At 51.4% G+C, this 20155-nt stretch carries 18 protein-coding genes; 5 read left to right on the forward strand and 13 right to left on the reverse strand.

Annotated features, from left to right (window positions below):
• Positions 1-335 precede the first annotated feature (335 nt).
• From ACLD72_RS14430 to fba, 3 genes are all read right to left on the reverse strand, one after another.
• On the reverse strand, positions 336-1136 hold the full coding sequence (locus ACLD72_RS14430) for a DeoR/GlpR family DNA-binding transcription regulator (protein WP_251596065.1): 801 nt from the start codon (positions 1134-1136) through the stop codon (positions 336-338).
• Positions 1137-1582: 446 nt separating this feature from the next.
• Complete coding sequence (locus ACLD72_RS14435) at positions 1583-2512, reverse strand: 1-phosphofructokinase family hexose kinase (RefSeq protein ID WP_410995425.1); 930 nt, start codon at positions 2510-2512, stop codon at positions 1583-1585.
• Positions 2509-3483: a class II fructose-1,6-bisphosphate aldolase gene (fba, locus tag ACLD72_RS14440; protein WP_410995423.1), complete on the reverse strand. Its 975-nt coding sequence runs from the start codon at positions 3481-3483 to the stop codon at positions 2509-2511. Before fba ends, ACLD72_RS14435 begins: the two co-directional genes overlap by 4 nt.
• A 942-nt stretch (positions 3484-4425) precedes the next feature.
• On the opposite strand from fba, the gene ACLD72_RS14445 reads away from it, so the two are divergent.
• Positions 4426-5472: an SIS domain-containing protein gene (locus ACLD72_RS14445; RefSeq protein WP_410995422.1), complete on the forward strand. Its 1047-nt coding sequence runs from the start codon at positions 4426-4428 to the stop codon at positions 5470-5472.
• 693 nt (positions 5473-6165) lie between these two features.
• Here the strand turns inward: ACLD72_RS14445 and ACLD72_RS14450 are convergent.
• On the reverse strand, positions 6166-7275 hold the full coding sequence (locus tag ACLD72_RS14450; protein WP_458475825.1) for an MBL fold metallo-hydrolase: 1110 nt from the start codon (positions 7273-7275) through the stop codon (positions 6166-6168).
• A 57-nt stretch (positions 7276-7332) separates the two neighbouring features.
• On the reverse strand, positions 7333-8097 hold the full coding sequence (locus ACLD72_RS14455) for a MerR family DNA-binding transcriptional regulator (protein WP_410995420.1): 765 nt from the start codon (positions 8095-8097) through the stop codon (positions 7333-7335).
• A 417-nt stretch (positions 8098-8514) separates the two neighbouring features.
• Here ACLD72_RS14455 and ACLD72_RS14460 point away from each other — a divergent pair, with 417 nt between their 5' ends.
• The 4 genes from ACLD72_RS14460 (at position 8515) to ACLD72_RS14475 (ending at position 13224) form a co-directional block, all read left to right on the forward strand.
• Positions 8515-9396 carry an alpha/beta fold hydrolase gene (locus ACLD72_RS14460; protein WP_458475826.1) on the forward strand — a complete coding sequence of 294 codons (882 nt, stop codon included), beginning with the start codon at positions 8515-8517 and terminating at the stop codon, positions 9394-9396.
• Between the two features lie 481 nt (positions 9397-9877).
• Positions 9878-12055, forward strand: coding sequence for a hypothetical protein (locus ACLD72_RS14465; protein WP_458475827.1), 2178 nt, complete (start codon positions 9878-9880; stop codon positions 12053-12055).
• Positions 12056-12069: 14 nt separating this feature from the next.
• Positions 12070-12657 (forward strand): hypothetical protein, encoded by a 588-nt coding sequence (locus tag ACLD72_RS14470; protein ID WP_410995416.1) that lies wholly within the window; start codon positions 12070-12072, stop codon positions 12655-12657.
• A 69-nt stretch (positions 12658-12726) separates the two neighbouring features.
• Positions 12727-13224 (forward strand): pentapeptide repeat-containing protein, encoded by a 498-nt coding sequence (locus ACLD72_RS14475; protein WP_410995415.1) that lies wholly within the window; start codon positions 12727-12729, stop codon positions 13222-13224.
• A gap of 151 nt (positions 13225-13375) precedes the next feature.
• On the opposite strand, the gene ACLD72_RS14480 is transcribed toward ACLD72_RS14475, so the two are convergent.
• The 8 genes from ACLD72_RS14480 to ACLD72_RS14515 are packed head-to-tail and all read right to left on the reverse strand — an operon-like array spanning position 13376 to position 20154.
• Positions 13376-13903, reverse strand: coding sequence for a hypothetical protein (locus ACLD72_RS14480; RefSeq protein WP_410995414.1), 528 nt, complete (start codon positions 13901-13903; stop codon positions 13376-13378).
• A gap of 5 nt (positions 13904-13908) precedes the next feature.
• Positions 13909-16362: a hypothetical protein gene (locus ACLD72_RS14485; protein ID WP_410995413.1), complete on the reverse strand. Its 2454-nt coding sequence runs from the start codon at positions 16360-16362 to the stop codon at positions 13909-13911.
• A gap of 3 nt (positions 16363-16365) precedes the next feature.
• The gene (locus ACLD72_RS14490; RefSeq protein WP_251596025.1) at positions 16366-16650 is read right to left on the reverse strand and encodes a ketopantoate hydroxymethyltransferase; all 285 of its coding nucleotides are present in this window, start codon (positions 16648-16650) and stop codon (positions 16366-16368) included.
• Positions 16647-17237 carry a putative phage tail protein gene (locus tag ACLD72_RS14495; RefSeq protein ID WP_410995412.1) on the reverse strand — a complete coding sequence of 197 codons (591 nt, stop codon included), beginning with the start codon at positions 17235-17237 and terminating at the stop codon, positions 16647-16649. Before ACLD72_RS14495 ends, ACLD72_RS14490 begins: the two co-directional genes overlap by 4 nt.
• Positions 17230-18309 carry a baseplate J/gp47 family protein gene (locus ACLD72_RS14500; RefSeq protein ID WP_410995411.1) on the reverse strand — a complete coding sequence of 360 codons (1080 nt, stop codon included), beginning with the start codon at positions 18307-18309 and terminating at the stop codon, positions 17230-17232. Before ACLD72_RS14500 ends, ACLD72_RS14495 begins: the two co-directional genes overlap by 8 nt.
• Complete coding sequence (locus ACLD72_RS14505; RefSeq protein WP_458475828.1) at positions 18302-18706, reverse strand: DUF2634 domain-containing protein; 405 nt, start codon at positions 18704-18706, stop codon at positions 18302-18304. The genes ACLD72_RS14500 and ACLD72_RS14505 overlap by 8 nt, the downstream gene beginning before the upstream one ends.
• Positions 18703-19176, reverse strand: a complete 474-nt coding sequence (locus tag ACLD72_RS14510) for a DUF2577 domain-containing protein (protein WP_410995408.1) — start codon at positions 19174-19176, stop codon at positions 18703-18705. The genes ACLD72_RS14505 and ACLD72_RS14510 overlap by 4 nt, the downstream gene beginning before the upstream one ends.
• Positions 19177-20154 (reverse strand): XkdQ/YqbQ family protein, encoded by a 978-nt coding sequence (locus ACLD72_RS14515; protein WP_458475829.1) that lies wholly within the window; start codon positions 20152-20154, stop codon positions 19177-19179.
• Between the last annotated feature and the right edge of the window lies 1 nt (position 20155).

Below are 20155 nucleotides of genomic sequence, written 5' to 3' on the forward strand. Positions count from 1 at the left end.
TCGCATATCCCCCTTATCTCCTGCAAATTAGCCAGCATTTGAAGGGGAGGTTGCTTGAGGATTGGGGCGCCTTTAAGTGCGAGTTCAAAAAGTCGGCTTTTCAGCACCGAAGCTTATGCTTACGATGTGCGTTTTTTCAAAACGCTTTAGGTCGGATGAAGCTAGGGACGTAAGGAGCGGAGCGTACGTTTTGGGTACGTGAGCACCTGAAATGTTTCCGTAGGAAACATGCTTCGGAAGCATATGCTTGGCCCGGCTGAATTCAAGATTCGACGTCGAGACCACTTCCTGACCTGCTGCTTCGTGATCAAAAGATGACTTTTTGAACAACCTCTTTAAATAGGAGCAGTGTGGTCTAAGGGTGTATAAACGGCAATCTGCTGCTCCTGGCACGCTTGCTCAAACCATCCCTCCGGCTGCTTATTCGTGATTACCCCCGTCACCTGATTCAGAGGAGTAATGGTAAACAAAGCGCTCTTCTCCAGCTTGCTTTGGTCGAATACAGCATACACTTCGCTGGAACGTTCCATCATTAACTGGGCAATCCGGGCTTCAAGCTCGGAATGCATCGTAAAGCCGTGATTCAGCGATACTCCGTCCACCCCGAGAAACATTTTGGTAATGTTGATTTTATCGATCACATTCTCCGCCAGCGGACCGCTTAGCTCATAGCTTTTGGCCCGCATCACGCCGCCGATCACCACAACTTGAATGCCTTCGGCATCGGCCAGTTCAAAAGCGATGTTCACCGCATTGGTGACAATCGTAATATTCTGGTGTTTCTTCAGCGCTTTGGCAATAAAAAACGTCGTCGTGCCCCCGGTCAGGCAGATAATGTCTCCCTCTTGGACGAGGGCGGCCGCGGCTTCGGCAATCCGCTCTTTTTCCTGCCGTTTGAAGTCGCGTTTTGCGGCAAAAGGCAGCTCCGCCGCCGACGGCGTTAGCGCCCCTTCGTAAATGGCTCCGCCGGTCGTGCGGATGATCCCGCCCGCTTTCTCCAGCACGTCCAGATCGCGTCTGGCGGTTGCTTCCGAGCAGCCGACGGCTTCGATAATTTCCTGCAGCGATATTTTTCCGTGCGCCTTAATCAGTTCCAGCGTTTTCGCTCTGCGCAGCTCACCCTTTGAATATTGCATAGTTCTCTCCTTTTAAATGCGAGTTCAAAAAGTCAGGTTTTCAGCACCGAAGCCTATGCTTCCGCTGTGCGTTTTTTCAAAACGCTTTAGGTCGAAAGAAGCTTAGGGACTGAGTAGCGGAGCTAAACGTTTTCGTAGAAAACGGCTTCGGAAGCATACGCTTGTGGATCCTACGTGAGCAACTGAAATGTTTCCGTAGGAAACATGCTTCGGAAGCATCCGCCCCACCCGGCTGAATTCAAGATTCGATGTCGAGTAAGCTCCTTGATTCTACTTCGTGATCAAAAGATGACTTTTTGAACATCCTCTTTGATATATGTGGGCCTAGCCCGTGTTAGCTCTATTGTGGAGGATGAAAGGATAGATTGCAATACGCCGAAATGAACCCGCATCCTGCTAAAAATATCCGTTAGAAAAACGTGCGCTGCCCGCTTTTGCCGGACCCTTCACAAAGCTATGATCTGCACCTGCCGTTCGTATTCCCGGAAAAGACGATAATCGATATCCCCCGCTTTGGCGGACATCGCATTGGCCGCGGCCGCCGCAGCGGCGGTGCGCAGCCTGTCTGCGGCCGAATCGCCGCGTTCCTCTGCATACGCCATGCCGGCCACAAAAGCGTCGCCGCAGCCCACGGTATTCACGGGACGAATGGCCGGCGGCGTCACCACATACCCCGCTCCATCCAGAACCGCCACGGCTCCGCGGCTGCCCAGCGTGACGCACACCTCGGCGATTCCCTGGTCGGCCAGCTTTTGCGCGGCCCGGGTCCATTCACTTATGTCCCGCGGTTCGTGCCCCAGCCATCCGGCCAGTTCCTGCTCGTTTGGCTTCACAAAACGCGGTGACGCGCTTAGCCCGGCGCTGAAAGCCGCGCCGCCGGTATCCAGAAAGGCCTTGGCGCCGGCGGATCGGATGATGCTGATCAGCTCCGCGTATAAATCGTCCGGCGCACCCGTGGGCAAGCTGCCGGAGAGCACGACTACGCTGGATTTTTGGGCCAGACTGTGCAGCGTTTCCTTAATTGCGGCGATCTGGGGTTCCGTGACGGCTGGTCCTTGCCCGAGCAGTTCGGTGGAACTTCCGTTGGACTCATCCAGAATGTTGAGGCAGACCCGCGACTCTCCCGGGGCTTGGATAAATTTCGTCTGGATGCCCCGTTCGGCCAGGCCGCGTTCGATGAACGCACCGCTCGTGCCGGCGATGATGCCGGTGGCCGTGACCTGGCCTCCAAGCTGCCGGATCACCTTGGCGACATTGTTGCCTTTGCCGCCTGGCTCGTCGACCTGTCGAGCCACCCGATGCACTTGGCCCACGCTGAACCTGTCGACATAATACGTCCGGTCAATGGCCGCGTTGAGCGTGACCGTGGTGATCATCGGGCTGCGCCGGTCTTGCCGGTTGTTCCGGTTGCTTCAACAATCCCGGATGTTGCGGTCGTGCCGGTTGTTCCGGTTGCTTCAACGATTCCGGCTGCTATGGTCGTGCCGGTTTTCCCCGCTTTTCCGCCGGAGCCGCAGAGCCGCATTTTTTCCATCGCCAGCTGTTTGACCGCTTCCTTCGCCGGAACCATGTATTTGCGTGGATCGTTTTCTTCGGGATGGGCCGCAAACACGCCTTTGATCGCATCGGAGAACGCAATGCGCAGCTCGGTGGCAATATTCACCTTGGACATCCCCAGCGCAACCGCCTGATGGATCTGCTCGGCCGGAATGCCCGACCCGCCGTGCAGCACCAAAGGAACGGACACGCGGTCCGCGATCCGCGCAATCCGCTCAAAATCAATGTTCGGCCGGCCCTTGTAAATGCCGTGGGCGGTTCCGATCGCGGGCGCCAGTGTAGGTACGCCGGTGCGTTCGATGAATAACGCGCATTCATCGGGATCGGCCAACGACGCTTGCCGCTCATCGACGACAATGTCATCCTCGACGCCCCCGACCTTACCGAGCTCCGCCTCCACATTTACGCCGGAAGCGCGGGCGATCTCCATTACTTTGCTGGTCCGTTCCACGTTTTCCTCAAAAGGAAACATGGAGGCGTCGATCATAACCGAGGTGTAGCCGGCGCGGATGCATTGGATAATCGTCGGAAAATCCGTGCAATGGTCCAGATGCAGCGCCATGGGCAGACCCGTCCGGTCCGCTGCGGTTTTGGCCGCATGGGCGATGTAATCCGCACCCAGATGTTTGACGGTGCCCACCGTCGATTGAATAATGAGCGGGGAGTCCATTTCCACCGCTGCTTCAACGACCGCCTGAAGCATCTCTAGCGTGTGCACGTTAAAAGCGGCGACGGCGTATTGTTCCCTGCGGGCTGCTTGCAGCATTTCAGTAGACGAGATAAGTGGCATATCTTTTCCCCCTTAAAAGGTATCGCCGCACGCCGTATGTGAAGGGAGCATCGGGGCCTCGTTATTGAAAAGAGGCGTTGGGAGCCCGTGTACATGAAGGCCTGTTGGCCCCTTTATACGAGGGCCTTGCAGCCCTCTTTATGCGAAGGCATTGCCCCCCTATTTGGGCTCGGCTGGCGGCGGTTCGAACGAGTTAACACCTTCCTCTCATTAGTGGAGCGATTCGGGAATAACGTGTGTAGGTGGGTCTGGTGCGACTGCGGCTTTGATTGTGATTGTGACTGTGACTGTGATCGTAACCGCAGATTGTAGCTTGCAACCGTAACTGCAACTGTGATCGTAACCGCAACGGTACCGCAAACCCCAACCCTAACGGACACCAGCGCCGTTATTTCGGCGAAATCAACCATTTTTGATGCCGTAACGGACACCACAGACCTTATTGGGCTTGGATGTGCATGTATCGGGCCTTTTTTGAGCAAATAGCGGCTCTCCTGTCCGTTAGAATAAAAATCGGCCTCTTTTCGGGCAAATAAGGTCGTACAGGTCCGTTAGCCTTCACGCGGTAAGCAGTAGGCGATATACGGTAAGCGGTAGGCGATATACGGTATGCGGTATGCGGTATACGGTATGCGGTATGCGGTGCGATTTGCCGTCACTTCACCAACGTTCACGTTATTTTTGAATCGATCCACTAGGTAAATGATTGCAACTGCTGGTTGGATAAAACGTATGATTGATACTTGGGTAAATCCTGTGCTTGTGATCATAATAATCGTTTATTTTGATTAAATCAATCATTTTATAAAAATTTATCGCCAAATTCGCAAATTAAAGTCCATTTTACTGTTTGGAATAATCTTTTTTATTGCTTTTTTGATTGAAATGATTATAAAATTGACATAAAGCGTCATTTTAATTTATTTGCGGGAGGTATCTTTTATGAGTTTGACGTACAGTGAAATAAAAGGCCAATATAAGGCCTTGCAGCAGACTTACGATTATATGCTGGCCAAGCGTGCTGAGTTTACGGCCTTTGTTAGGGCAGAAGGGGTAAACTCCGTGACCTTCGTCGGCTCCGGTTCCAGCTATTGCTTGAGTGAAGCGGCTGCTTTCTCCTTCCGGTTGCGCGCCGGCCTGCCTGCGGTTTCCCTGGCCGCCGGCGATCTGATGCTCCATGCCGACCGCTACCGCCCGATGCTGGTTGGCACCCTGGCGATCGCGCCGTCACGGTCCGGCAGCACCAGCGAGGTGGTTGAAGCGCTGCGGTTGATCCAATCCGATGAACAACGCATTCCCGTGTTGGCGATTTCCTGTGTGGAAGCTTCCCCGCTGACCGCAACGGCCGACTTTTCCCTGGAGCTACCGTGGGCTTTCGACCATAGCGTCTGCCAGACCCGTACGGTCACCAATCTGTATGCGGCCAATCTCCTGCTCGCCGCCTTCCTGGCCGGCGACGAAGCGCTGATCGCCGATATGCAGGCGGCTATTCACCAAGGCGAAGCCTACATGGCGCGTGTGGAGGACGGCATACGCCGGACGTCCGATTTCGCCTGGACGAACGCCGTCGTGCTGGCGGACGGCGAGCTGCAGGGCCTGGCCGCCGAGGGCGCGATCGCCTTGACCGAAATCGCCAAGACGCAAGCGCACGCCTACCATCTCCTCGATGTGCGCCACGGCCCGATGGTGACGGTTGGCCCGGATACGCTGGTGATCGCGGCCTTGTCGGACAGCGGCATCGACCATCAGCGCAACCTGATGCGTGATATCAAAGACCGCGGCGCCACCGTGATCGCGTTTGCCGATCGGGCGGCGGCGGTGCCGTATGACATCGTCGATCTCGCGATCACGACGGAGCGGCCGCTGGACGCCGCGGTGCGGGGCATTCCGTTTATTTTCATCCCGCAAATCGCCGCTCTGGCCAACGCCGAACGCCACGGCATCAACCCGGATCAGCCCGATGGGCTGGTGGCCTGGGTGAAGCTGTAAGCGAAACTGCCGCCGTATGCCGTATGGTAAGGGCCGGGACCGTGTGGTTCCGGCCCTTTGGGCTGATGGGTCGAGCCCTTTAGGCTGATGAGTCGGGTTCTTTTGGCTGATGGGTTGGGTCCTTTTGGTTGATGAGTCGGTACTTTGAGCTGGCCTGTCCGGTTCTTCGGGCTGGCGAGCAAGTCGCGGCGACCTGGGATAACCGAGGGGCGGCCTTTCATGGCCTTTCATGGCCTTCCGTGGCCTGCCATAACACCATTGATCCCGATATCCCGGAAATAACGGGAATTTAGGTCGCTATTGGGCTTGATTTTCCCTCCGTCCTCCAAATAGCGGACATTTATGTACCTATTTCCTCCGGGGCCCCGGAGAAACCGGCTTTAGACCACCCTCCCACTAAAATAACGACCAAAAAGTCCTCTATAAGCCCCGATTTCCGCGCAATGAGAAAATAGCGCCGAAAAAGGGCGTTATTCTCGCGGCACTGTCGGCACTTGGGCACTTGGCGGCACTGGGTGGCGCTGGACAGCACTGAGCAGCACTGAGCAGCACTGTGCGGCACTGAGCAGCACTGTGCGGCACTCTACCCGCACAAAAAAGCTTTTCTGAAAGGTGGATCGTGGATTTCAAACTTGATCGTCCTCATCCTCACGGAAAAGCCCCTGCTTATGCGTCCGCCTCTGCCCGCCATCGCTATTTCCACCACGCCTCGGCCGGGTATGCGGACGCGCCAACTTTGACGAGCTCCCCGATTTTCGGCGTTGTGACCGGGACGTCCCGCCGTCCCGCTTCTTCGGTCAGGCGGCGGATCGGATCATACCAGCTGTGCATCGCCAGCGTAAACGCGGCCCAATGCACCGGAAGCAGCACGTTCCCTTTGACGTCCAGATGGGCCCGCACCGTCTGCTCGGGAAGCAAATGGACGTCAATCCACCGGTCATCATATTGGCCGCACTCCATCAAGGTGAGGTCAAACGGGCCGTATTTTTCGCCGATTTCCTTAAAATGGGGCCCGTACCCGCTGTCCCCGCAGTAGAACACCCTTGTCTCTGGCGTCGTGATGACCCATGAACACCATAGTCCGCCATCGCGGCTAAACAATCCCCTGCCGGAAAAATGACGGGCCGGCGTGCAAGCCAGCCGAATGCCTCGAAACTCGAGCTCATCCCACCAGTCATGCTCGCTGATCCGCTCGGGCTCGACGCCCCACCGTTCCAGATGGCAGCGGATGCCCAGCGGCACGATAAACTGCGTCACCCGGTCCTTCAGCCGCCTGATCGTGCCGTAGTCAAGATGATCATAATGATCATGGGACAAAACGATGGCGTCGATCGCCGGGAGCTCGTCCAGATCGCCGAACGGCAGCTCTTGGTTGAATCTTTTTCCGCCCATTCCCTTGATCGGAAATGAAGAGGGACCAAACATCGGGTCAAGCAGCATCCGCGTCCCTCCAAGTTGCAGCAGCAAGGCCGAATGGCCAAACCAAATGACCGTGTCCTCCTTGATCCCTTCGATCGCCTGCCGATTCAGCTTGACCTGCGGCAAGGGCCGGTCGGGCCTCAGATGCGGTTTGCGTTGCAGGTATTCGCGCAACGCCGTAACAAAACTGCCGGGCGTAGGTGCAAACATCTGCGTGTGCAGGGGATATTCGAACTTTTTTCCGTTGTAGTTGGGGGATTGCCGGTAACGCTCTACCTCTGCGGGCGATGGCTTGCCGCCAAAGGGCGGGTACAGCTTCATAAACAAATCGAAGCCAACAGCGAGGAGCACCACGATGCAAATGAGGGTAAAGAAAACAAGCATACGCTTGTACCTCCTTCTTTTTTTGCGGCTGATGAGAGATTGGTTGCCGGGCTTGAGCTAACCGGAAGGGTTAGGGAAAACGTCATTTCGGGAGAGGTCAAGTTTGCCGGGACGAGATTCCTCGCGATAAAGAGCTACATATTTCACCAGTTCGGCAATGCCTTGGAATCGGGTCGCAAGCTGGTGATTTAATTTTTGCAGGGCCAGTTGAAAAGACCGCTCCACTTTCGTGTAGTGCTGTGTTTCCAGTTCATTTAGCAACTGTTTCATATTTTCGATGTAGTAGATTGTTTTTCGCAGACTGCTAATCACAATGATCTTCTTCAGTGCGGATACGGTGTACATTCTGTACCCGTTCTCCCGATCTCTCTCCGATTTGATCAATCCTTCCTTCTCCCAGTGCCGGATCGCCGAAGGATTAACGCCGGCCAACGCGGCAACTTCCCCGATTTTCATCGCTTCCGCGACTTTGATGTTGCGGTATTTGGAGAAATCCGTATTTCTGATCATCGTCAAAATTTCTTCCACTCTCTGCTTCTCCTCCTGTAGGAGGTGCAGCTGCCGGTTGATTAACCATAAAGCCTCCACCGTGTTCCCCTTTTTAATATTTCGCATCACCTCGTAGACCAGCGGGATGTCATACCCTTGAAGCAGCGTTCGGATAACGGTGAAAGCCTGTAAGTGAACAGGCCGGTAGCATCTGCGGTTGCTGGCCGTTCTATGGACATCCGGAATCAGCCCCTGTTCCTCGTATCTTCGCAAAGTCGTGGTGCTGATATTTAACATTTTTGCTATTTGTTTCGGAGTATATACTTCGTTCATTCCTGCCCCCCAGTTCAAAGGTTAGAATGCGGGTTCAAAAAGTCGGCTTTTCAGCACCGAAGCTTATGCTTCCGAAGTGCGTTTTTTCAAAACGCTGTAGGTCGGATGAAGCTAGGGACTGAGTAGCGGAGCGTAGGAAGATCCTACGTGAGCAACTGAAATGTTTCCGTAGGAAACATGCTTCGGAAGCATACGCTTGGCCCGGCTGAATTCAAGATTCGATGTCGGTTAAGCTTCTTGTCCTGCTTCGTGATCAAAAGTTGACTTTTTGAACAACCCCTTAAAGTTAAACCCTAAAGTGCAGCGTTAATATTGCTCATTAATATAACACGAATACCAAGGCATGATGAGCAGCAAAGCGAAAGATTGCATGAATGTTATACGATGATAATATAACCGCCCAAAGGAGTGATTTGCTTGAAAAAAAAGATAACTCTGACCGACAACTCAGTCATCGAAGTGGGGCTTGCCGGACAATCCAACGCTAGAACGATCATGCTGCCTGTTGCCAAAAAACCGGTATACGGCCAAGAGGCCGAAAGTTTAAAGCAGTGGGGCGTTGACCCGGAATCAGGAAAGCACTTGGTGGAAGGACTCGCCGACCGGTTTCAGGTTTTATTTTTCGATTATGAGGGGCACTTGTTTCAAAATCCCGTTTCGAACGACCTCACGCCGGAGCATATCGTGAACGATCTCCTGCATATCGCGAATGAATTGAGCATCCGTCAGTTTAGCTACTACGGGTACTCCTGGCTGGCGCTCGCGGGATTGCAACTGGCGGTCAGGTCGGATCGTTTGGAAAGTTTGATTATGGGCGGTTATCCGCCTTACGAAGGACCATATCGCGAAATGCTGGTCGTCACCGAAAAAACATATCAGCAAGCGCTGCACCATAAGCAGAATACACTTTCCCAACAAGCGGCCCCCGAAAATCCGGCGGATTTCGATTGGGATAACGTCACCGTCACGATCGATCCGTCCGTAACCAAGCAATTCATGACGTTGTATCAAAGCTTGATGGACTTTGACGACCGAAGCGTTCTGGACAAACTGGCGATTCCCAAGCTCACTTTTGCTGGGGAACAGGACACGATTATTTATGGCGAAAACTTCGGCAATGTTACGGTCGACATCGTTGGGCGCTTGAAAAAGAACCAGAGTCTATTGAGCGAAAATGGCTGGGATATTGAACTTTTACCGGGAGGCGGCATGGATCATACGAAAGCGATGCAGCCTAATGTGGTGTTGCCCGTGATCAAACCTTGGCTTGTGGAAAAATTGTTGGGTGGAAAGCGCTGAAATGCCGATTCGGGTAAGCAAAAGACAGGGCTTTGAACGTCTCGTTCACAGTCCTGTTCGCTGTTAGTCGGCTGTTAGTCGCTTGTTAGTCGGTTGGATAGCCTGCGGTTGGGGCACACCATGTTGAGCCGCAATAATGGGACTTTCGTATAACGAAATTTGTACGATGTATCTATTGTTTGGCCTGGTTCATATTGGTAGAATACCCGTGAATATACTGGTTGGTGGTAAATTTTTCCGAGTACATACGTCCATCTAAAGGCGGAGATCAAAAATGTTGCAAAAGGTAAATCCCGATCAAATCAAGCAGTTGTCTCGCCAACTGGACCGGTTAAGGCAGACCTTTGAAGAGACGAACACCGGGATGTACCGGGAATTGAATCGGCTGATCGGCAGTGTTGAATCGGCTTATCATGAAAATAACGTGCGCTCGGCGGCGCGAGCGGCAAGGGATCGGCTGCGAAAAATCATGTCGCTATCGATGCAGTTGGACGATCATATGAGGAGCAAAGCGAAAGCTCTGACGATGGCCGCCGGCCAATATCGGCAAACCGAAAAAGAGATGCTGGCGTTAACCCGTGGGAAGAACCCGCCGGTGTTCACCCTGAAGGGGGTGCTCCAGAGCGGGTTGAACCGGTTTGCAGCCGCTTCGGCAGGAAATGGGGTGGGACCGCATACGGTTGTGGCGGCGCCTCCCTCTATCCTGCAACTGATCAAAGAGTCTTTGCTGAAGATTCAGGAATGGTCGCTCGAAAGCCGTCTCGCCCCGGTCAAAGAAGATGCGCGGATCGCTGCTCTTTTGGCCAGCTTGGACACCGGAAGTGCAGAGGAGCAGTTGAACGCAAGAAAAGAACTTGAGATTATCGCGAAAAGTTTTAAAGAAATCGCCCGCAGCCAGGCGGCCTACCGTATTTACATGGCCTATGGAAACCGGATGTACATGGAGCAGGCCCATCAAGAGGCTGAGAAGTATCGCAAGGTGTTGGCCGATTTGGGCGTATCGCAGGAGTGGTTCAAGGAAGAAGTCAGCTTGGCGGAGTTCCAAAAAGGCTCGCCTTTGGACGCTTGCGCTTACAATCCGCTCAAACAGGACGGATCCCCAATGCGGAAGGAAAGCGAACTGCGGCTTGTCATCGCAGCCGGGATGTTGAACGCCATGTACCGGGAATGGGCGCGGAGCCACTACGATGAAATCGAAGCCGCTGTCCTTAAGGCCGCCGAGCAAAGACGAAAGCTGCAGGAACAGTTGGATGCGTATAACCGGGAGGTTCCCGAGGAAGACATTCGAGCAATGCAGCAATATTTGAAAGACATGAACATCTATCAAGGGGAAATCACCGGAAAGTACAATGGGGAATTTTTGATCGCGGTCGCGGGCTACCAACACATTGCGAATACCGTCAGTTCCGTAGCCGCGGTGCGCCGGGACATGTTCGGCCTGGACGGCTACCAATTTGAAGTGGACGGCAAAATTACGAAAGAGCTGCTAGAATTGGCTTATGCCGAGAGAGGGCTGGGCATCCGCAATAATCCGGACCTGGACACCCGCGGAATGAGCACGGCTTTCACGACGGTAGGCGTCGGGGAGGGCATCGTCAAGCAACTTGGTGAAGATGCCACAGATTTTATTGAGTACGCAATAAGCGTTCAGCCAACCAGCCTGCAGTTCTGGACAGAAACCATCCCGGGATATTACGATTTGGGTAAAGCGATCGCTAGCGGCGAGATCACCTACGATGACATCAAAAATTCAGTCGGAGAAGGATTAGCCCAAGAATTCGTCGTCCCTTTTGAACAAATCAATGAGCTATCCGACAAAATCTTCAGCGGCAAAGCCACCTACGAAGAGAGCGTAACCTATGGCCGTGCCTTGACCAAAGCCGTCATGGCGTTAACGCTGGTGAACGGCGCAGTCAAATCCGGGGCCAAAATTTCGGCGAAGACTTCGAAGAAGCTGGCTGAGTTGTTGCCGAAGATTTCCGACTCGGTGAAGATCGAAAAAGGGCTGACCCCCGGGGGCATGATGGCCCCCATTCCCGGAACGAGCGTCGATGATATCGTCACTCTCCCCAAAACTTCAGGGCAGGAGAATTACCTGAAGTTTATGGAGGGGGAAGGTAGCTGGAGAACGCCAAAGGTTCCGAATATAAATATCTCAAAAAATGAGTTGGGAGAACATTTGGGAAGTGGTGGTAATAAGGATGTTTATGCTTACGGGAATAACGAGGCTGTGGGAGTTTTAAAACCTGGAAAGCCAAAGGTATTGCTGGATGATGAGCTCAAATTGCTCGACAAGTTGGATGAACTAGGATTTCCAACGGTTAATGCCCGTTCAGTAAATGTTGACGATAACCCAGCACTTATGTTTGATAGATTTGCTCAAGGTTCTAAGGATGTAGTAAGGTTGCAAAATGGTAAAATAATAATAGTGGGAGAGTCGCCTTTATTAAATCAACAAAGTATTAATGATTTAAATACTATAAAACGAATGATGATTGAGAAAAAAGTCAGGATTAATGATCTTCAATTCCTGATAGGTAAAGATGGAAGCATTGTAGTTGCTGATCCTTTAGACGTAATTGTTGGCGAAAAGCCATCTGCCAATAACGTGAGAATGATCGATCTACTTATTGAAGCTGCTAAAAAGAATATAGATTGAAATGAGGGAACTCAATGGATGCAAACATTAGATTAAGTTCTTTCCCGTCTGATAAAATTAAATTATTTCAAATTATAAAAAATCAGACACTTAGTAAATTGATAAGGTTTAGCTGGTGGGAAAGTAGTGATGCCATAGAGCAATGTGAAATTCCAGAAGAAGACGTATTTTCACTAACGGCAGGACCAGTGTTAATGTATTTTCAATCGGGGTTAGTCATTGGAGCCGCCAGCGACCCATCGCAAAATTCAGTTATTATATGGGTTGAAAAAGATGATACAGGCTACATCACTGATGAACCTATCGAAAATGATACTGAACTCTATGCTATTAGTGCCTTGGATAAACAATACAGTAACTCTTACTGGGGCCGAATAGTAGGGAAGAAAATAAGTATGGTGAATATTATTAAGCGCGATCCGCAAAATGCCTTGCTCGCCGAATTACCAAATGAGGTTGGTGTTGAGATAGTTATGGATAACGGAGAAAAATTTATACTATCGCACGGTCTCCACAACAATTCAGACGATTTTTCAGTGATAACAGACTCATATATTGACCGGGGGCTTTTGGAAAGTTTAAGACGGGAAAATATGCTGTAGTTTTTTAAAACAAAATCCTAATTATATTTTAAATTGTTGTCCATAGATATACCTGAAAAGGAGTATTGCATGGATATCAAGGATATGTTTTTGAGCCATCACCTCTGGGCACAGTCGGATGGGAAAAGTGGAAGAAAGTTAGAAATAGTAAAAAAAGAGATACGTGAACTAAATCTAACAGAGATTAATCTAGATGAAACGAATTTGTCGGAATGTATATTGAGTAAAACTGTATTCGATCATGCATTAAAAAATTCAATTTTGAGAAATCGCCTTGGTATAAAGGCGTCTTTTGCCGACGCAGATCTTAGCTTTGCTGACTTATCAGGATCAGATATGCGCCGGGCTTCTTTTCGAAGAGCGAATTTAAGTCATGCAAATTTTTACAATGTGGATCTAACAAGCGCTATATTTGATGGAGCACTTCTATACGGGACAAGTTTTAAAGATGCAAAAGGAATTGGGGAAGTATCAGTTCAGTATATTTTTGTTGGAACAGAAGACGAACCAATAAAGCTAGAGGGCGATAATATACAGAAATGGTTGTTAGGATTGAGAAAAGAGTGACATAGTAATAGAGGCATACGGTGTTATAATCAGATCTCTTCAAAAATGGAGCCCCCGGATTGGCTCCGAGGGCAAAATAAACATCTATTCGGCGTCAGCGTCAAGCAACCCCTGCACCTGGTCTTTGCAACGTGGCGGATTATCATCGTTTTCAATTCGTTTTATCAGCTTCGTTTGCTTCGGCCAGCTCGGCGATCGCCTGTTTCAGCTTCAAATTTTCAGCCTGCAGGCGCTCCAGCTCGGTCAGCTCCGCCGGTGGATGCAGCGCGGCGATCTCTTCCGTCGTCAAACCTTCCGTCCATAGCTTCTGCGGCTGCTCCGGCACGGTATATGCCGGCATCTCGCCGCGCTCGTCTTCTGGCTGTGCCGCCCATTCATCACAGGCGGCTCGGTATGCCTCTTGCGCTGCGGCCACGGCATCCTGGTACGTTTGCCACTCCACTAAGTCGAAGCGCGGCAGATAGAGCCCGGCCGGAACCGGTACGCCGACGATATACCCGGCGGACTGTGGTTCCTTTACCAACTGCTCGTCCGCCGCCTCGGTATCGGTTTCAGTCGGCATCTCCACGGCTGGCTCTGGCGGATCTGCATAAAAAGGGACGACGCCGGAAAAGGCATCGTCCACATGTTTGACACCAACATAGTAGCCCTCAGGGTCTATTTTTATCGCTTCTTTCACAGGTGCTACCTCCAATCTAAAGATACGGAAACAGAATTAAATATAATCACGGAGCGGGCGTCAGAGGCTAGTTTCACCGATCCGTCCGGGTAAAAATCGACCACGACGCTCCGGAGTTCCGCGCCGGAATCATACGTGGCAAGCACTGATGTCAGTACTGTTTTCGGCGCGTATTCATACGGTAGCCTAAATAATACGGTTCCTGCAATTTTAGCACCCGTAAACAGCGTTCCACCGACGTACAAAGTCAAGCCAATCTTTCTGTATTTTACGCTTCCAGTAGCACCATTAAGCAAAGTTGAACTTATCCATCCCGGCGCCTCCTCATCCGCCTTCTTCCGCTCAACGACGCTCACACGTCGCAGCGCCTCGGCCACGCCTGCGGTCAGGTCACTGATCTGCGCCTTTTCGTTAGCGGCCAGGCTGCCAGCAATCGGCTGAATCGGCGATTTATCGAGTTTTAGGTATGTGACGGAATAGGCGGCATTTGGATTGAAGTCCGCCGGTAAAAATCTAACATGCTGTTTGCCATATGCGTTAACATCATTTTCGACCTTTGCGGAATTATCAACCTGACCATTGCGGTAAACCCGCAATATACGGGACACCTTATTCTTTAGTAGGCTTCCACTTACTGCGGTATTGTTGATATAGTAATTTCCATTGGTCGAATAGTACGTAGGCTTTGCCGACTCCCGCAGCACAATCCCCATTCCGACTTCCACCATATTGTCGCCTTCCGTCAGCAGCAGCGCGCCTTCGGATGTGACGGGTTCTACGGTTGCTTTTGCGAGACGATAAAGAAGTTGGTAAGGCGTGAATCCCAGATAGGAAGATGTCGGCAGAATGTCCGTAACCCCTTCATTGTCTGTAATTCTGCGCCAATATTTTTTTCCCGATGTGTATGGCTGATCTATCGTATCTTCTTGTCGCATTCTCCAGCCCCAAAAATACGCCTTTATCTCATCCTGCGTCGGAGTATAGTCCGGCCCCCATCCGCTATCAATATTACTTATGGTAATCCACAGATCGTCCGTTGCCCCATCCAAAACATGCTGGTCAGTCCCTGTAGCAGTCGAACCAGCCAACCATTCACCCAATATTTTCCCGTCATACTTAGTAATTGTTCCTGAATCAGAAACGGGGTCTGGGACGTCAAGCCAAGCAACGGCTTTATAACCACTGAAAGATTGTGCAAATACCCATGGTATAGACCCATCCAGCACAACTTTCTTCCACTTTTCCAACTTAAAATACTGCCCGTTTTGCTCATACAATTCATCAGGATCGCTTCCGTCATTCGGGTTAGCATATAACGGAGTCTGAAAAGCGAGCATAGACTTATGTTGGGGTACGAAAGGTTTAGGCTCCGCGCCTGGAACGAGTATTGGGTTTTTAAATACAGCCTGTTTTGTTCTATCCGAGCTTCTGATCAACAATCTTAACTCGGTATTATCTCCGCTGTTAAACGTATGCACGTTGCTGGTGATCCAAGGTACTGGCGGATTTGGTTCGGTTAAATCTACAGGGAAGATTGAATAAGAAAAATTGTCCCCTTCAACTTTGATCGTATAATCAGTATTTGGCTTCGCTATAAGCGGAATAATCGTGTAGGCTGTTTGATCGGTTACACCCATACTTAACTCATACGGATTTACAATTGCATGTGTGCTCAAAATTGTCGCCTCGTAAAGTGGTGGAACTAGATTGTCAAACGTACTGATCGTATACGGGCCGTCAACACCACGAATACCAATAAGGCCAAATGGATATTTCTCGGCAACCTGCTCCGTAGTCATCCCATCAATCACGGCGTATTCAGCATCAGAAATCTCATAGACGCGCAAGGCATCTACATAGCCGGAGGAATCATTTGGGCCGGACAGCAAAGCACTGATATACACGATGTTAGCCCCAGTAAAAAAATTAGCAGGAACTCGAATAAACACTGTTTCAAATTTATTTAGCGTGGACATGAGCGGTGACTTCATTTCTTTAGGAACAGCGTTATCATTCATCCGCAAAGCCATCGCTACTCCGCTTACCATTTTCACTCTCGCTACAGCAATATAATTTTTGCTCGGATTGTAAGAAAATCTCTGGAATATGTCTGCGTATTGCTCATTGGTAACAGTTATAGCAGCACATCCTGAACCTTCGACTTTATTTGTTGTATCAATAGCAGCAGTACCAACGACAGACCAGCCAGTCAGTGAATCAAACGATCCGGCGCTTCCGAGTAAATTAATCAACGTCCGCCCCCGCACCTCCCCGAGCCGGAACCGCGCGTCCTTCGCCGCATTGACCACCTGCAGGCGGGGCTGCAGTGTCATATCGGATGATTTGACTGTATCGAGGCGCTCCTCAATTTCAGTGTACAACTGATTGATTTCTTGCCCGATTTGGTTCATATCATCCGGCTTAACAATATCTGAATTCTTCCAGTCTGTTTTGGCCATCGCTTAATTCCCCTCCTTAATCTCAATAGTTTGCAGCATCAAATGGTCCGCCGTAATCGGCACGTTGACAGCATTGCTACTCAAAACATTATCTGCTGCATCCTTAAGCTCCACCAATGTAATCAGGGATACCTCAGAGACCGGAACAATATAATTGAGGATTAAGACTTTTTCGTTCACCGTCTTAACCTCAAAATCGGTGATGGTATAGGAATTGTTGATGACCACTTTGGCTACCCGGCCATTTACATAATCGGTAACATCATGTAGTAAATTTGAAGCTATCATTTAATCGGCACCTCCGGTCCGAAAGATACAAACGGTTTTTCTCCGAGTTTCCATGATCCGTCCAACCTATAATTCCACGTCATTTCTCTCATGCTGATATGCTCTTCAAGCCCGATCACATCTTCAAGAGCCGTATTTTGCTGATAGACCATATTGGCCGGCTTGGTGGTCTCAATCGTATGCAGAACCTCTTTGAACACACTCGCGTTGTCGACAGAGGCCGTCACCGTCAAAACCCGGTTCGCATAGTCCATCGACGCGATCGCCATCCCTTTGCCAACCAGTGTGTCGAGCTGCCGCTGCAGATATCTGGCGGTAAACGGAGGTTTGGTCTGGTAGCGGTTAAGAATGCGGCGCCGGCGGAACTCCAGCGTTTCTTTCGTTGGGTCCGCCTGGATGCCAAGCATCTGCTCGCGCCGTTTGATCGCCTGCAGCCCGGACGTCTCGACAAACTGGTCATCAAAAAGCTGGTCGATGGCTCCCTGAGCCAAATCAAGCTCGATGGTCTCCGTTTCGGCCAGCCGGATAAAATCTTCAATGCCGCCGTAGAAGGCCGGCAGATGGATCAAAATGCGATCATCAGACACGGAGGGTCACCGTCCCCGGCTGCGGCACCACGTCGGCCTCCAGCGTTAAGTTGGCTGCCGATCCATTAATGATCGTCCCGGTCACATCCTCGACGCCGTTCACAGTTAGGATTCGCGCATCGATCTGCGCGGTCCGGACGATGAGCTGCTGTTGTTGGGCCCAGTCCTTCCGGAGCTCCAGCAGGTAAGACGCAATCACAGCCTCAACGTCCGTCTGCACCTGACCAGGCGTCACGCCTGCCGAAAGTGTCAACGTCGTCTCGACATTGATCGGGAGGCCCGTCACTCCGGCAATGGTCACTTTATGGTCGATCGGTGCCTGACCAAATCCTTGACCGCTATTGACCGTCGGGTCCATGATCGTTTGCACCTCATCGACCAGCGCCTGCGACGGGGGCGTCCAGTCAGCGGCAATGAGGGTGCATTTGACGGTCCCTCCGCCCTGCCAGACCGGGTAAACCTTGGTCGCACCGACGCCCGGGATACGATTGATCCGCTGCTTGTAATCGGCGACATTGCCGCCAAAGGCCGGTTCGTTGACGGTCTCATAAAACCGTTTGCGGAGTACATCGTCCGACTCCTCGTCTTCTCCCGGCACCAATACCTCAGCCAACACGGCCCGGGTCAGGTTGGCCACATAATCGATCGGCAACAGCGGACCGAACTGCGTATTACCGATCGTGCCAGGTGTCTCACAGGACATTTTATATATGCCTGTGCTGATCTTCTCTTTGACCGTAAAGGTCAAATCGGCAATCGCAAACCGTGTACCCAGAGGTACGTCCATGAGGTCATTGGCCGAGTTGTAAAACATCCCTTTTCGCTCCGCCGGTGTCGCCGGTATGCGGTTAACCCCGAACTCGGCCGTTTTCCGGCTCAGATATTCGCCGCTGGCCGTGTCCACGAATGAAAGATTGTAGTTAACATCCAATTCAATGTACATCTGGGCCAGCTCGGCCGCGGCCGGCGCGCATGCGTCATAAATAACGCTGCCCTCCCTTTTGTCGATCGTATCCGGTACCCGGGAGAGCATCCGCTGCAATATAAAATCAAAAGTCATGTGTTCATACATTACGGCTCACCTCCTGCTCAAAACTGCCGTACGCTGTCACCACGGTAAAACGGATGATGAGTTGATCGCCATCTACTTCAACCTCCACATTTTCCACCGAGTCGATCCGGTCATCAGGCAATAATGCCTCCTGAATCATCCGGTTCGCCTCGGACCGGGCAAATACTGGGCTGCTGCCGAGCAGCAGCGTTAATTCGTGGCCATAATTGAATGAATAGATGTCATACCAAAAGCGATCCGTCTGGAAAACCTTGAATACCGCCTGTTTGATAGCGTCCAAGCCGTCCGTCTTCCCGATGATTCGTCCCTTGTCCAAATCAAGGTGCCAAGTCAAGGATGGCATGGGCTGGTCCACTAACGGCTCATTTAGCAGGTTCTCATCTGTTTCCGGAATCATGATTCGCTCACCACCCTATCCCATACGACGTATTTTTGTCCGCCCTGCATGCGCAACAGCAATACGGTATCACCGGCTTTCAGCCCTTCGCGGATCACTATTTTTTCCGGCAATGCCTCCCCGGTAACACCGCCACCATATGTGTGATTATGTTTTAAATCAACTGGATCTAACAACGCATCGCCAGTAACACCGCCTTCAATCGTGTGATTATGCTTTAAATCGAGTTTGTTCGTCAGCGCATCACTGGTCGCCCCTCCGTCAAACGTATGGTTGTGTTTTAGATCGATTTCATATCGGGTTAAGCGTTCTGTCACATACAAAAAATCCGCAGTGAGTGTAAACCGTTGATCAACGATTACCTCCAGCGGATCCGCTTTGCTTACTTCGCCGAACAGTACTGCGACAGGGTTGCCGGCATGGACGGCGTCCGTTGCGGCTTTTTTCAATGTACCCAATAAATCTGCCATTCACACCACCCTCAAATCCAGTGTCATCGTGTGCACCGCCCCGTCAAAGTCGTGAGAACACTCATCCACCAGCAGCGCCTGATCAACGCCGTATTCCGATATGATGATCCGGACGCGCATGCCGGCGCGGACGCGGATATCCCCCAGGGCGTTTACCTTGAGCGACTTGGTCACACGGTTCTTTTGCTGGGCCAAGTTGTTCAGAAGCTCGCTGATCTGCGCCGTGTTGTAGTTTTCGTCTACCGACTGGTAAAGCTGCAACAAGCCCCAACGCTTAATATTAACGGTGTCCTTGGCCATGTAAATTTCTCGTTTACCGGTCTCCTTATTGTCCTTATATAACTTAATCTGGTTGTACGTATCGCTGTCGATCGAGCGTTTAACCTCATAGTCGTACATCAGACTGCCGTCGCCAATAATCAGATCCAGCCCGGCATCATCCACTTCGCGCAGACAGAGCGAACCGAAATCGTCGTAGAGGCAGTAATCGCGGTCTGTATGTTTAAGGGTCAAAGTGATCGCCTTGTCGATGATATCCAGCAGCTTTTTACCATCCTCAGTCATCGTCGGGATTCGATGCCTCGTATCAGCCACCGTCCCGAGCTTCAGGCTGAAATCCTTGGCGATCCGCTCGACAACCTCCGTCGCCGTGACGCCCGTAAATACGTAGGTGTCAGTATTCATTAAATACCTGATCTGATCGTACGCGGTGATCTTAACGGCTTCGTCCCGGCCCTCGTCAATGCTGAAAATGTAGCCGTGGAATACATTCGTGTCATTCACCCGGACCCGCACGATATCCCCATTGTTGTACGTAAAATTAGTGGTTTGAAAAGGAGAGCCTTTAATCAGCGTAAAAGAAACGCTCCCCGCCTTGCCGATCCGGGATGTCTTCCAGGACAGGCCTTTCACGATTTCGCTAACATCCCATTCGGCGTCGTTGCCGGTCCCCTCCCGATTGATGATTTTCACAGCCATG

This window comes from Paenibacillus lacisediminis, assembly GCF_046567315.2.

Excerpts from the sequence above, each read along its gene's own strand:
- ACLD72_RS14430 (WP_251596065.1), bottom strand. The coding sequence starts at position 1,136 with ATGCAATATTCAAAGGGTGAGCTGCGCAGAGCGAAAACGCTGGAACTG.
- ACLD72_RS14435 (WP_410995425.1), bottom strand. The coding sequence starts at position 2,512 with ATGATCACCACGGTCACGCTCAACGCGGCCATTGACCGGACGTATTAT.
- fba (WP_410995423.1), bottom strand. The coding sequence starts at position 3,483 with ATGCCACTTATCTCGTCTACTGAAATGCTGCAAGCAGCCCGCAGGGAA.
- ACLD72_RS14445 (WP_410995422.1), top strand. The coding sequence starts at position 4,426 with ATGAGTTTGACGTACAGTGAAATAAAAGGCCAATATAAGGCCTTGCAG.
- ACLD72_RS14450 (WP_458475825.1), bottom strand. The coding sequence starts at position 7,275 with ATGCTTGTTTTCTTTACCCTCATTTGCATCGTGGTGCTCCTCGCTGTT.
- ACLD72_RS14455 (WP_410995420.1), bottom strand. The coding sequence starts at position 8,097 with ATGAACGAAGTATATACTCCGAAACAAATAGCAAAAATGTTAAATATC.
- ACLD72_RS14465 (WP_458475827.1), top strand. The coding sequence starts at position 9,878 with ATGCAGTTGGACGATCATATGAGGAGCAAAGCGAAAGCTCTGACGATG.
- ACLD72_RS14470 (WP_410995416.1), top strand. The coding sequence starts at position 12,070 with ATGGATGCAAACATTAGATTAAGTTCTTTCCCGTCTGATAAAATTAAA.
- ACLD72_RS14475 (WP_410995415.1), top strand. The coding sequence starts at position 12,727 with ATGGATATCAAGGATATGTTTTTGAGCCATCACCTCTGGGCACAGTCG.
- ACLD72_RS14485 (WP_410995413.1), bottom strand. The coding sequence starts at position 16,362 with ATGGCCAAAACAGACTGGAAGAATTCAGATATTGTTAAGCCGGATGAT.
- ACLD72_RS14490 (WP_251596025.1), bottom strand. The coding sequence starts at position 16,650 with ATGATAGCTTCAAATTTACTACATGATGTTACCGATTATGTAAATGGC.
- ACLD72_RS14500 (WP_410995411.1), bottom strand. The coding sequence starts at position 18,309 with ATGTATGAACACATGACTTTTGATTTTATATTGCAGCGGATGCTCTCC.
- ACLD72_RS14505 (WP_458475828.1), bottom strand. The coding sequence starts at position 18,706 with ATGATTCCGGAAACAGATGAGAACCTGCTAAATGAGCCGTTAGTGGAC.
- ACLD72_RS14510 (WP_410995408.1), bottom strand. The coding sequence starts at position 19,176 with ATGGCAGATTTATTGGGTACATTGAAAAAAGCCGCAACGGACGCCGTC.
- ACLD72_RS14515 (WP_458475829.1), bottom strand. The coding sequence starts at position 20,154 with ATGGCTGTGAAAATCATCAATCGGGAGGGGACCGGCAACGACGCCGAA.